The sequence below is a fragment of the Streptomyces sp. NPDC021080 genome (assembly GCF_044333225.1).
Classification (GTDB): Bacteria; Actinomycetota; Actinomycetes; order Streptomycetales; family Streptomycetaceae; genus Streptomyces.
This window is the reverse complement of record NZ_JBIRQM010000008.1, coordinates 287,155-299,738: the sequence shown is the minus strand read 5'-3', so window position 1 is coordinate 299,738 and position 12,584 is coordinate 287,155. Positions and strand designations below refer to the sequence as shown.

Genomic DNA, 12,584 nt, shown 5'->3' with positions numbered 1-12,584 from the left:
CCATGACCCGCCGCACCGACCTCAGGTTCCGCACCACGACCGCCTTCCAGCGACGCCTCGTCAACCCGCTCGCGCGCCGGATGCCGTTCCAGACGCTCCTGGAGACCACCGGCCGGGTCTCCGGCCTGCCCCGGCGCACCCCGCTCGGCGGCCGCCGCGTCGGTGACGTCTTCTGGCTGGTCTCGGAGTTCGGGGAACGGTCGCAGTACATACGCAACATCCAGGCGGACCCGAGGGTGCGGGTGCGGCTCCGCGGCCGCTGGCACGAAGGCACGGCGCACCTCCTCCCGGACGACGACCCGGTGGCCCGGCTGCGCACCCTGCCCCGGGGCAACAGCACGGCCGTACGGCTGATCGGGACCGGGCTGATGACCGTGCGGGTGGATCTGCGGGGGTGAGGTCGCCGGCGTGAGGGCGCCGAGGGTCCTCACATCCCGGACGGCATCCCAGGCTTCCGCGTTTCCGCAGGTCATCCGGGGTGGGATGGTTTCACCGTCCCAAGTTGGCGGCTTCCGTTGTCCCAGGCCCACGAGAGATCCCATGCTGTGGCTGTCGCACCGGCCGAGCGAGTCATCCGCTCGGCAGCGCCACGACACCCCGGCCCGCCCGTCCGCATGGGACACCCATGTCCGTCGGTCCGGAGTACCGACCGCCGGCGCACGCGGCCTCTCCACGGACCGAAAAGGAAACGGGACACCATGAACACGCCTGTCCGCAGGAACCACAAGAGCCCCAGGGGCTGGAAGTCCTACGCCCTCGGGGCCGCGGCGGCAGCGACGCTGCTCGCGACCACGGCGTGCGGGCACGGCTCGGCCGACGCTTCGGGCGGCTCCGAGTCCTCGGCCCAGCCGAGTGCGACGGCTTCGGCGAAGCCGAGTGGCGCCCCGAGCGAAGCGGGCGGCGAGAGCGCCGGCGGCAGTGGCGGCACCACGGGCGGCGCCGGAACCAGCACCGCCGGTGGCACCAAGGGCGGCGGTGGGACCGGCCGCAGCGGCGGCTCGACGGCCGGCACGGGCAGTGGCGGCACCACGGGCGGCACCAAGGGCAGCGGTGTCACCGCGGGCACCACGGGTGGCGGCGGCAGCGCCATCGCCGCCTGCACCCAGAAGGAGCTCGGGGTGTCCGTGGTGAAGGAGGGGGACTTCCGGCACCTCCTGCTCACCATGCAGAACGCGAGCGACAAGAAGTGCAACCTCTACGGCTACCCCACCGTGACGCTCGGTGCCGACGCCCAGTTCACGACCCCGGTGATCAAGGACAGCAACGGGACCCCGGGCGAGCCCGTCACCCTCGACCCGGGCCGGGAGGCGTACGCCGCCCTGCTCGTCAGCAGCGGCAACACGGGCGAGTACGAGGCGAAGAGCATCACCCTCACCCTCCAGGGCAGCAGGCCCGGCAGCAGCGTGGGCAGGCCGATCGACGTCCCCCTGCCCACCAGCGCCCTGTACGCGGACAACAAGCAGCTCGTCACCTACTGGACGACCGCTTCCGGCTTCGCCCTGCGCTTCATCATGTCGAAGTAGGGAACCTCGGCCGGGCCTCAGCCCGCGTCGGACAGGCGGTCCAGCCATTCGGTGAGCAGGGTCGCCTCGGCAGGGGTGAGGGCGGGGCTCGGGTTCTGCCGGAGCAGGGCGCCGAGGCGGGTCGCGGTGGCCGGGACGGCAGAGGTCCCGGAGCCGGCCGTCAGCGCCTCGGAGGCGGTCGCGTCCGGGGTGAAGACGGAGGCGTGCACCGCGTCCCGTACGCGGCGGGACAGGGTCTCGTCCATGAACGTCGCCGGGCGGGAGACCAGCATCAGGCAGACGCCGACGTTGGCCGACATGATCATCTGCGCGGCGAGTCCGGGGGTGAGCCGCAGCTTGCCCTGTTCGGCGGCGCGGCGCAGGTCGCCGGTGAGGATGCGGTGGGCCTCCAGCGCCGCTGCGGGCGGGGTGCGCATCGCCGGGGAGTGCATCACGCGGTAGAGGTTGGGGTTGCGCAGGGCGAACTCGGTGTGGCCGTCCCAGCCGTCGCGCAGGTCCTGGACCGGGTCCGTGCCGGGGTGCCGTTCCCGCTTGGCCGCGAGGTACCTCTCCCAGCCGTGGTCGACGACGGCCGACAGCAGGCCCTCCTTGTCGCCGAAGTGGCGGTAGAGCGCGGGGGCGCCGACTCCGGCGGCCTCGCACACGGCCCGGGTCGAGACCTCTCCGTCCGGGGACTTCGCGACCAGTTCGGCGGCCACGGCGAGGATGCGGGCCTTGGTGTTCGCGGGGGCTGCGCCAGGGTTCGTACGGTCGCTCATCGCGGAGTTCCTGAGGTCGGCGGGACGGCGGGCGGGGCGGACGGGCTCAGGCGATGCCGCCGTTGGCACGCAGGACCTGGCCGTTGACCCAGCGGCCCGAGGGGCCCGCGAGAAAGGCGACGACGGAGGCGATGTCCTCGGGGGTGCCGAGGCGCTCCAGGGGCGGCTGGGCGGCCATCCGGGCGATGGTCTCCTCGTCCTTGCCGTCCAGGAAGAGGGCGGTGGCGGTCGGGCCGGGTGCCACGGCGTTGACGGTGACGTCCCGGCCGCGCAGCTCGCGGGCGAGGATCAGGGTCATGGCCTCGACGGCGCCCTTCGTGGCCGCGTACGCGGTGTAGCCGGGGATGGCGAGGGCCAGTACGGAGCTGGAGAAGTTGATGATCGCGCCGCCCGCACGCAGCCGGCGCGCGGCCTGCTGGTCGACGACGAACGTTCCGCGGATGTTGGTGCGGTGCATCCGGTCCAGGGCGTCGAGGTCGAGGTCGACGAGCGGGGCCAGGGTCATGACGCCGGCCGCGTGGACGACGACGTCGACGCCGCCGAAGGTCTCCTCGGCCAGGTCGAAGAGGGCGGCGACCTCCGCCTCCTCGGCGACGTCGGCGCGGAAGGCGACGGCCTGCCCGCCGGCCTCGCCGATCGCCGCGACCGCTTTGTCGGCCTCGGCGGCGTTGCCCGCGTAGTTCACGACGACGGCGTACCCCTCGCGGGCCAGCCGCTCGGCGCTCTCGCGCCCGATGCCGCGGGACCCGCCGGTGACGATCGCGACGCGCGGGAAGGTGCTCGGCTGCTCACTCATGGCGTTGCTCCTTGTCTCGGCCGGGGTGGCGGTGCCACCATCCCGATGAGAGCAACGCTAACACTCGACCCGTAGCATCGCTACCAGAGTGCCCCTCACCCCGCTGCCGGAGCACCCTCCGCTCCGGCAGCGGTGCTACGCCTGCCGGAAGGCGGCGGACCGGAGCCCCTGCCCCGGCCGCGTCCGTCCCGCGACGCGGACGTCACCCCGGCCACACGATCGCCTGCGTCTCGCTGTACGCGTGCAGGGCGTACGAGCCCACGTCGCGGCCCACTCCGCTCTTCTTGAAGCCGCCGAAGGGGGCCTCCATGTTGCGGCCGACCGTGTTGACGCCGACGCCGCCCGCGCGCAGCCGGCGGGCCACGCGGAAGGCGCGGGCCACGTCCCCGGACCAGACGTAGTCGATCAGGCCGTAGTCGGAGTCGTCGGCGAGGGCGATCGCCTCCTCCTCGTCGTCGAAGGGCAGCACGACGACGACCGGGCCGAAGATCTCCTCCCGGACGACCCTCATGTCCCGTGTGCAGTCGGCGAGAAGGGTGGGGGCGACATAGAAACCGCCGGGGAGGGAGGGCCGTTCGCCGCCCGTCACCACCAGCGCGCCTTCCTTGCGGCCGAGTTCGACGTAGGACTCGACGCGGTCGCGGTGGGCGGCGGAGATGACCGGGCCGACCACCGTGCCCCGCTCGCGCGGGTCTCCCACCTTCAAGTGGGAGGCGTAAGCGGCCAGTTGCCGGACCAGCTGGTCGTACACGCCCCGCTGCGCCAGCACCCGCGTCGGTGCCGTGCAGATCTGTCCGCTGTAGAAGGAGAAGGTCGTGCCGATGCCCGCCACGGCCGAACCCAGGTCCGCGTCGTCGAAGACGATCGCCGCGCCCTTGCCGCCCAGTTCCATGAGCTGGCGCTTCATCCCGCGCCCGCACACCTCGGCGATCCGCTGCCCGACCGCCGTCGAGCCGGTGAAGCTGACCATGTCGACGTCCGGGGAGTCGACCGCGGCCTCGCCGGACTCCGGCGTCGAGCCGCCGACCACGTTCACGACGCCCGGCGGCACGCCCGCCGCCTCCAGCGCCTCGGCCATCCGGTAGACGGAGAGCGGGTCCTGCGGGGCGGGCTTGACCACCACGGTGTTGCCCATCGCGAGGGCGGGGGCGATCTTGCCGGCCGGGTTGGCCCACGGATTGTTGTACGAGGTGATGCAGGTGACCACGCCGACGGGCCGGCGTACGGCCAGCGCGCCCATCACGGCGGCCCCGCCGAAGGGGCCCGCCTCGTTGATCTGCGGCGGCAGCGCCGTCTCGACCGGTTCGGGCCGGGCGTAGCGCCGGAAGCGGGCCATGCCGACCCCGACCTGCATGCCGCGCGCCGTCCCGGTGGTGGCGCCGCTCTCCGCCTGCGCGAGGTCGGCGTACGCCGCGAAGTTCCGCTGGATGACGTCCGCCGCCCGCGCGAGGACGGCGGCCCGCTCCTCGGCGGGTGTGCGCGACCAGGGTCCGAAGGCCTCGCGGGCCGCCGCCGCGGCCGCGTGCACCTGGGCCCGGGAGGCCTCGGGGGCGAGTCCGACCACCTTCTCGGTCGCCGGGTCCCTCACCTCGTAGAACCCGTGGTCGGGTGCCACCCACGCCCCGCCGACGAACAGCCGCTGCCCGGTGCTCTCCGAGGCCGTCACCGGGTGCTCACCGTCCGGGTGTCGCGGCCCGACCGCAGGACCCTGCCCGGCACCGCGCCCGTGACCACGTCGTCGCGGATCGCCTCCACCCCGTTGACCCACACGGCCCTCACCCCGATCGCCCGGGAGTCCAGCCGCGGACTGTCACCCGGCAGGTCGTGCACCAGGGTGGCCTTTCCGGCGTCGATCCGCTCCGGGTCGAAGAGCACCAGGTCCGCATGGAATCCCACCTCGATGCGCCCGCGGTCGCGCAGACCGAACAGGCGTGCCGGATCGTCCGTCAGCATCTTCACGGCCGCTTCCAGGGAGGCGAGCCCGCGCCCGCGCAGACAGTCGCCGAGGAACCGGGTGGTGTACGGGGCCCCGCACATGCGGTCCAGGTGGGCGCCCGCGTCGGAGCCGCCGAGCAGGACGTCCTGGTGCTGCCAGGTCTCGGCGCGCAGGGCCCAGGAGTCCGGGTCGTTGTCGGTGGGCATGGGCCACAGGACCGTGCGCAGCTCGTCGGCGGCGCAGATCTCCACCAGGCAGGCGAAGGGCTCCTGGCCGCGTTCGGCGGCGATGTCGCGCACCACGCGCCCGGTCAGGCCCTCGTTCGCCGCGCTGTAGGTGTCGCCGATGACGTACCGGCCGAAGTCGGCGAGCCGCCGGAAGACGCCCGCCTCCTTGCTCGCCGCGCGCCTGAGCATCTCGGCGCGGACCCCGGGGTCGCGGAGTCGCGCGATGCGCTCGGGGACGGGCAGCGCGAGGACCGGCCCCCAGCCGGGGATCAGGTTCAGGGCGCAGAAGGTGCCCAGCGACATGTTCATCGGGGTGAGGATCGGCATGGTGAGCGCGACGATCCGGCCGCCGGACTTGCGGGCGCGGTCGCTCGCCTCCAGCTGGCGCGGGACGCGCTCGGGGACGGCGGAGTCGATCGTGAGGACGTTCCAGTTGAGCGGGCGGCCCGCGGCCGCGCTCATCTCGACGAACAGATCGATCTCGGCGTCGCTGAACTGGTCGAGGCAGCCGGCCGTGATCGCCTCGATCTGGGTGCCCTCGTGTTCCCCCACGGCCCGGGCCAGGGCGAGCAGTTCGGCGGGTTCGGCGTGCCGGGAGGCGACCGGCCGGCCGTCGCCGTCGGAGTGGGTGGAGGACTGGGTGGTGGAGAAACCCCAGGCTCCGGCGTCCATGGCCTCGTGGAACAGCCGCAGCATGGCGTCGAGTTGTTCCCGGTTCGGTTGTCCGCCCACCGCGTCGGGGCCCATCACGTACCGGCGCAGCGCGCAATGTCCCACCATGAAGCCCGCGTTGACGGCGATCCGGCCTTCCAGGGCGTCCAGGTACTCCCCGAAGCCGTGCCAGTTCCAGGGCGCGCCCTCCTCCAGGGCGACCAGGGACATGCCCTCGACCTTGGACATCATGCGGCGGGTGTAGTCGGCGTCCTCGGGGCGGTCGGGGTTCAGCGGGGCGAGGGTGAAGCCGCAGTTGCCGCCCGCGACCGTGGTGACGCCGTGGTTGAGGGACGGGGTCGCGTACGGGTCCCAGAAGAGCTGGGCGTCGTAGTGCGTGTGCGGGTCCACGAAGCCGGGGGCGAGGACGAGCCCGTGCGCGTCCTCGCTCGTCCGGGACGGCTCGGTGACCGTGCCGGTCACGGCGATGCGGCCGCCTCGTATCCCGACGTCCGCGGTGTACGCGGGCGCTCCCGTCCCGTCCACGACGGTCGCGCCCCTGATCACGTGGTCGAGCATCGCGGGAGCCCCCTCAGACGGCTTGGCGGAAGCGGGTCGTGCGGTGCACCGGGTCCGTGTCGATCTTCGGGATGACGTGCTCGCCGATCAGCCGGATCGTCTGGAGGGTCTCCTCCTTGGGGACGCCGACGGGCAGTCCGAAGCTGAGCTGGTCGGCGCCGGCCTGCTCCCAGCGCTTGCACTGGGTGAGCACCTCGTCCGGGTCGCCGCAGATCAGCAGCTCCTCCTCGATGAGGAGCTCGACGAACTCCGCGTTGTACTCGGGGAGGGTCTCGGGCCAGACGGGGAAGCCCTCGGGGCGCGGGAAGGTGTCGTGGTAGCGGAAGACGAGGGAGGGCAGGTAGTGCAGCCCGCCGCCGACCGCGATCCGGATCGCCTCGTCGTGGGTGGGCGCGCAGATCGCGGTGGTGGTCACCATCACGTTGTCGTTGACGAAGTCGCCGATGGGCTCGGCGTCCACGACGGCGGTCTTGTACTGCTCCAGGACCCACTCCATGTCGGCGACCTTCTGCACGCTGAAGCCGAGCACGCCGAGGCCCTTGCGGGCGGCCATGGCGTACGAGGGCGGCGACCCGGCGGCGTACCACATCGCGGGGTGCGACTTCCCGTACGGCTTGGGCAGGATCTTGCGCGGCGGCAGCGACCAGTGCTTGCCCTGGAAGCCGACGTACTCGTCCTGGAGCCACATCTTCGGGAACTCGGCGATGGTCTCTTCCCAGATCTCCTTGGTGTGGTTCATGTCGGTGATGCCGGGGAGGAAGCCGAGGATCTCGTGCGACCCGGCGCCGCGGCCCGACCCGAACTCGAAGCGGTTGCCGGTGAGGTGGTCGAGCATGGCGACCTTCTCGGCGACCTTGACCGGGTGGTTGACCTGGGCGAGCGGATTGAAGATGCCGGAGCCGAGGTGGATGCGGTCGGTGGCGTGCGCGAGATATCCGAGGTAGACGTCGTTGGCGGAGAGGTGCGAGTACTCCTCCAGGAAGTGGTGCTCGGACGCCCAGGCGTACTTGAAGCCGGACTTGTCCGCCTGGATGACGTACTCGGTCTCCTCCATCAGCGCCTTGTGCTCGGCGAGCGGGTCGGTCTCGGCCCGCTTGCCCACGTATCCCTGTACAAAGAGCCCGAATTCCAAGGCGGTTCACCGTCCCCATCCAGTTATCTGACGTATCGTCAGATTCTTTGAGCCGACTGTTCCACCGCGCGCATGGGCCGTCAATAGCTGATGCACCGTCAGAGAACGCTCACGCCCGCGAGCCAGCCCCCGTCGATCACGAAGGGCTGCCCGGTGATGTACGAGGAGTCCTCTCCGGTCAGGAACAGGGCGAGGCGGGCCACGTCCTCGGGACGGCCGATCCGGCCGAGCGGCACGAGCTTGGAGTAGAACGCGTCGAGCGCCTGCGAGGCCTCCTCGGCGTCCCCGCCCCCGGAGAGCTGCGCCGGATTGCTCATGGCCGTGTCGACAGCGCCGGGGCAGACCGCGTTCACGCGGATCCCCTTCTCCGCCAGCTCCAGCGCCGCCACGCGGGTCAGGCCGACGATGGCGTGCTTGGTCGCCGCGTACGCGCCCACGTACGCCATCCCCGTGAGCCCGGTGAAGGACGCCGTGTTCACGATCGTGCCGCCGCCCGCCTCGGCGATCTCGGGGGCGAGGGTCTTGATCCCGAGGAACACCCCGACCTGGTTGACCTGAACGATCTGCAGGAACTCGGCCAGCGGGGTGTCGACGAGCGCGTTGAAGCGCAGGATGCCGGCGTTGTTGACCAGCCCGTCGATCCGCCCGTACGCGGCCTTCGCGGAGGCGACCGCCGCCGTCCAGTCGGCCTCCTGGCTCACGTCCAGATGGACGTAGGTCGCGCCGATCTCCCCGGCCAGCTCCTTCCCCTGGTCGTCGAGCACGTCCGCGACGACCACGCGCGCGCCCTCCGCCGCGAAGAGCCGCGCCTCCTGCTCGCCCTGCCCGCGCGCCGCGCCGGTGATGAGGACGACCCGCCCGTCCAGCTTGCCCATGCCGTGACTCCCTAGCCGAGGTGGGGGGCGACGTCCGCTCCGAACGCCGCCATCTGGTCCGTGAGTTCGTCGCGGCTCCGGCTGCGGAACCGCACCTGGATCTGGTGCACGCCCATGGCGCCGTACTCCCGCAGCGACGCGGCCAGGGCCTCGGGCGGACCGCTCAGCGTCCGCCGTCCGACGCCCCAGCCGGGCTCGCCGACGTACAGCGGCTCGGTGATGGCGCCGATCGTCAGGGGTTCCGCGACGCCCGCCTCGGCGCGCAGTTCCCGCAGCCGGGCGATCTGCCCCGGCAGCCGGTCGCGCGGATCGCCCTGCGGCAGCCAGCCGTCGCCGCGCAGCGCGGCCCGGCGCACGGCGGCGGGCGAGGAGCCGCCCACCCACACGGGCACCCGCTCCTGGGCGGGCCTGGGCCGCTGGCCGAGCCCCTCGAAGTCGTACGTCTTGCCGTGGTGGACGGGGAACTCCTCCGGGCCGAGCGCGGCGCGCAGGGCGTCGATCGTCTCGTCGAGGACCGTCCCCCGGCGCTCGAAGTCCGCGCCGACCGCCTCGAACTCCTCCCGTACGTGCCCGGCGCCGACCCCGAGGACCAGCCGGCCGCCCGAGAGGTGGTCGAGGGTCGCGTACTGCTTGGCGGTGACGAGCGGGTGCCGGAGCCCGACGACCGCGACATGGCTGAGCAGCCGGACGCGCTCGGTCACGGCCGCGAGGAAGGCGAGCGTGGCGACGGGGTCGTACCAGATGGTGCTCATGGCGTCCGCGAGCCGGCGCGGTACGGCGACGTGGTCGCAGCTCGCGATGTAGGCGAATCCGGCGCGGTCGGCGGCGCGGGCGATCTCGACGAGGTCCCCCGGCCCCGCGTCCGCCTCCCACGGCTCGGCGTAGATGGTGCTCTGGGACTGGACGGGGAGCTGGATGCCGTACGAGAGGCGTTCCTCGGACAGGACGGGCACGACGACCCCCTTGCCTGACCGACGGCCGCCCGACTGACGGTCCGTCAGATTGAATGGGACTCGCACATAGTCGTCGCTGGCATCGCGTCAGACAAGGGGAAGCCCCGGCGGAACATGTCCGCCGGGGCCGTGGGGAGTGCCGGGGGTGCGTCAGCGGGCGAATCCGAAGCCGAACCGGGCGTCGGTGACCGGCGCGCCGAGGGTGGCGGGCCCGAAGGAGACGGACCCGGTGGCGGTCGGACCGGTGGTGGTGGAGCGGAACGCCCAGACGGCGCCGTCTTCGGTGTTCTCGCCGTACGCGGACACGCACAGCTCGGCACGGCCGTCGTGGTTCGTGTCGGCCAGTGCGGTGTACGCGCCGAAGAGATCGCCCTTCTCCGCGGTGCCGGGCACGCCCGTGGCGTCCTGGCTGAAGGACACGGCGCCCTTGCCGGTGAGCCCGGACGCCGAGCCGCGCAGCACCGCCACGCCGCCCGCCGCTGCGAGCGTGCCGATGGCCTCGCCCGGGGAGCCGACGGCCACGTCCGCGTACCCGTCGCCGTTGACGTCTCCGACGGAGATGCCCCTCCCGAAGTCGTCGCCCTTCTCGGACACTCCGGGCACGCCCGCCGTGTCCTGGTTGATCACGGTCGTCCGGGAGGTGTCGGGCCCGCTCGCCGAGCCGTACACGACGCCGACCTGCCCGCCCAGGAGCGCCGGCTCGACGGACTCCTCGCCCCGGCCGTCGACGGGGCGCCCGATGACGAGGTCGGCGTACCCGTCCTTGTTCACGTCGCCGATGCCGAGGCTGGAGCCGCCGGGCACGTTGGTGCCGTCGGCCCGCTTCAGGACGACCAGGTCGGCCAGCCCCTGCTTGGTGCCGTGCAGATAGGCGACACGGAAGCCGACGCCCGGCCCCTCCTCGTCGTAGGTGTGGACGAGTCCGACGAGGTCGGTGATGCCGTCGTGGTCGACGTCCCCGGCGGCGACGTCGTCGATGATGGTGCCCATGTCGTCGTCGCTGTGGCCGAGGGCGAGGTCCGCGGTCGCCGCCGCTCCGGCAGTACGGGTGAACGGACCGGTCAGCACGTGGTTCTCCGTGGCCACGTCGGGCCGGCCGTCGCCGTTGAAGTCGCCGACCGTGACGTTGCGGGGCTTGACCTGGTCGAACATGGATCCGGTCGCCACGACCTTCCCGCCGGACAGACCCGTCTTCCCGCCCCAGACGGCGGTCAGGGTGCCCGCCTGCTGCACGTCCCCGACCGCCTCGCCCGGGGCACCGACGACCAGGTCCGTGTACCCGTCGCCGTCGAGGTCGCCGAGGGACAGGCCCCAGCCGAAGAAGTCGCCGGTCTCGGCCGCGCCGGGGATGCCGGCCGTGTTCTGGCTGATGACCTGCCGGTGCTTGGTGTCCAGCCCGGTCGAGGAGCCGTACACCACACTCACGTATCCCGCGCGGGCGTGCCCGCCGACCGTGCCCCAGGGGGCGGCGACGGCGAGGTCCGCGTACCCGTCGTGGTTGAAGTCGGCACGCACGCTCGTCGCCGCGGCGCTCGCCGTGCCGGCCGCGTGGGCGCTCACCGGGCCGACGACGGCTCCGGCGACGGCCACGGCGGCCACGAGTGCGAGGCGAGAAAGAGATCTGCGTCTTCTCATGGGGAACCCACTCCTGCGATCAAAGAGCATCCGTCCGGCGGAGGAATCAAGATCTTCGCTCCGCCGCCGGTACGACTCTCCTGGTCGCGGCATGGTTGCCCCGGAGGCAGCGGGAATTTCCGAACCGTCAACCGGCGCCGCCCCCGCGCCTCAGCCCGCCCACAGTCCCTCCGCCGTCAGCCCCAGCAGCTCGATCGCGTTCCCCCGTACGATCCGCTCGACCACGTCCGGGGCCAGGTGCCCCATCTGGGCCTCGCCGACCTCCTTCGACTTCGGCCAGGTCGAGTCGGAGTGCGGGTAGTCGGTCTCGTAGAGGACGTTGCCGACACCGATCGCGTCGAGGTTGCGCAGGCCGAAGGCGTCGTCGAAGAAGCAGCCGTACACATGGTCGGCGAACAGCTCGGACGGCGGCCGGTGGACCTTGTCGGCCACCCCGCCCCAGGCACGGTTCTCCTCCCACACCACGTCGGCGCGCTCCAGGATGTACGGGATCCAGCCGATCTGGCCCTCCGCGTACATCACCTTCAGGTTCGGGAAGCGCTCGAACTTGCCGCTCATCAGCCAGTCGACCATCGAGAAGCAGCAGTTGGCGAAGGTGATCGTCGAGCCGACCGCGGGCGGCGCGTCGGCCGAGGTCGACGGCATCCGGCTGCTGGAGCCGATGTGCATGGCGATCACGGTGCCCGTCTCGTCGCAGGCGGCGAGGAAGGGGTCCCAGTCGTCGGTGTGCACGGACGGGAGACCGAGGTGCGGCGGGATCTCGGAGAAGGCCACCGCGCGCACCCCGCGGGCGGCGTTGCGCCGCACCTCGTCCGCGGCCAGACGGGCGTCCCACAGCGGTACGAGCGTCAGCGGTATCAGGCGCCCCCGGGCCTTGGGCCCGCACCACTCCTCCACCATCCAGTCGTTGTAGGCCCGTACGGAGAGCAGGGCCAGCTCGCGGTCGGCCGCCTCGGTGAACGTCTGCCCGCAGAAGCGGGGGAAGGTGGGGAAGCAGAGGGCGGACTGGACGTGGTTGACGTCCATGTCGGCCAGCCGCAGCGGCACGTCGTACGAGCCGGGGCGCATCTGCTCGTACGTGATGACCTCGAGCCGGATCTCGTCGCGGTCGTAGCCCACCGCCGTGTCGAGGCGGGTGAGGGGCCGGTGCAGATCTTCGTAGACCCACCAGTCCCCGATGGGGCCGTCGTCGCCCGGCGCACCCATCACGGGGGCGAACTTGCCGCCCAGGAAGGTCATTTCCTTCAGCGGCGCGCGGACGATGCGGGGCCCGGTGTCCTGGTACTTCGCGGGCAGCCGGTCCCGCCAGACGTCGGGCGGCTCCACCGTGTGGTCGTCCACCGAGATGATCCTCGGAAAGACGGCCCGGGCGTCCGCCGAGGGGTTCTGCGCGGTTTCCGTGGTCTCCATACCGGCCACGGTAGCGCTGATCTGACGACCCGTCAGCTCTCTGTCGGCGACCCGTCGGACACCCTTCGCGGGCGGCCGCCGACGGCAGCGCGCGGATGAATGGGTGGGG

The 12,584-nt window shown here is 72.3% G+C and carries 11 protein-coding genes; 2 read left to right on the top strand and 9 right to left on the bottom strand.

Annotated features, from left to right (window positions below; genetic code table 11):
• Window positions 1-2 precede the first annotated feature (2 nt).
• Entirely contained in the window at window positions 3-398 is a 396-nt protein-coding gene (locus ACH4S8_RS21855) for a nitroreductase/quinone reductase family protein (RefSeq protein ID WP_398396426.1), read from the top strand.
• Window positions 399-698: 300 nt separating this feature from the next.
• Window positions 699-1,523 carry a DUF4232 domain-containing protein gene (locus ACH4S8_RS21850; RefSeq protein WP_398396424.1) on the top strand — a complete coding sequence of 275 codons (825 nt, stop codon included), beginning with the start codon at window positions 699-701 and terminating at the stop codon, window positions 1,521-1,523.
• A gap of 17 nt (window positions 1,524-1,540) precedes the next feature.
• On the opposite strand, the gene ACH4S8_RS21845 is transcribed toward ACH4S8_RS21850, so the two are convergent.
• From ACH4S8_RS21845 to ACH4S8_RS21805, 9 genes are all read right to left on the bottom strand, one after another.
• The gene (locus ACH4S8_RS21845) at window positions 1,541-2,281 is read right to left on the bottom strand and encodes a TetR/AcrR family transcriptional regulator (RefSeq protein ID WP_398396422.1); all 741 of its coding nucleotides are present in this window, start codon (window positions 2,279-2,281) and stop codon (window positions 1,541-1,543) included.
• A gap of 46 nt (window positions 2,282-2,327) precedes the next feature.
• Window positions 2,328-3,077, bottom strand: a complete 750-nt coding sequence (locus ACH4S8_RS21840) for an SDR family oxidoreductase (protein ID WP_398396420.1) — start codon at window positions 3,075-3,077, stop codon at window positions 2,328-2,330.
• Between the two features lie 202 nt (window positions 3,078-3,279).
• Complete coding sequence (locus ACH4S8_RS21835) at window positions 3,280-4,743, bottom strand: aldehyde dehydrogenase family protein (RefSeq protein ID WP_398396418.1); 1,464 nt, start codon at window positions 4,741-4,743, stop codon at window positions 3,280-3,282.
• Window positions 4,740-6,470, bottom strand: coding sequence for an amidohydrolase family protein (locus ACH4S8_RS21830; protein WP_398396416.1), 1,731 nt, complete (start codon window positions 6,468-6,470; stop codon window positions 4,740-4,742). Before ACH4S8_RS21830 ends, ACH4S8_RS21835 begins: the two co-directional genes overlap by 4 nt.
• A 13-nt stretch (window positions 6,471-6,483) precedes the next feature.
• Entirely contained in the window at window positions 6,484-7,602 is a 1,119-nt protein-coding gene (locus tag ACH4S8_RS21825) for an LLM class flavin-dependent oxidoreductase (protein WP_398396414.1), read from the bottom strand.
• A gap of 98 nt (window positions 7,603-7,700) precedes the next feature.
• A complete protein-coding gene (locus ACH4S8_RS21820; protein WP_398396412.1) occupies window positions 7,701-8,477 on the bottom strand; it encodes an SDR family NAD(P)-dependent oxidoreductase in 777 nt (258 codons plus the stop codon).
• An 11-nt stretch (window positions 8,478-8,488) separates the two neighbouring features.
• A complete protein-coding gene (locus tag ACH4S8_RS21815; RefSeq protein WP_398396409.1) occupies window positions 8,489-9,430 on the bottom strand; it encodes an LLM class F420-dependent oxidoreductase in 942 nt (313 codons plus the stop codon).
• A gap of 150 nt (window positions 9,431-9,580) precedes the next feature.
• Window positions 9,581-11,065 carry an FG-GAP-like repeat-containing protein gene (locus ACH4S8_RS21810; protein WP_398396407.1) on the bottom strand — a complete coding sequence of 495 codons (1,485 nt, stop codon included), beginning with the start codon at window positions 11,063-11,065 and terminating at the stop codon, window positions 9,581-9,583.
• Window positions 11,066-11,215: 150 nt separating this feature from the next.
• Window positions 11,216-12,475, bottom strand: coding sequence for an amidohydrolase family protein (locus ACH4S8_RS21805; RefSeq protein WP_398396405.1), 1,260 nt, complete (start codon window positions 12,473-12,475; stop codon window positions 11,216-11,218).
• Between the last annotated feature and the right edge of the window lie 109 nt (window positions 12,476-12,584).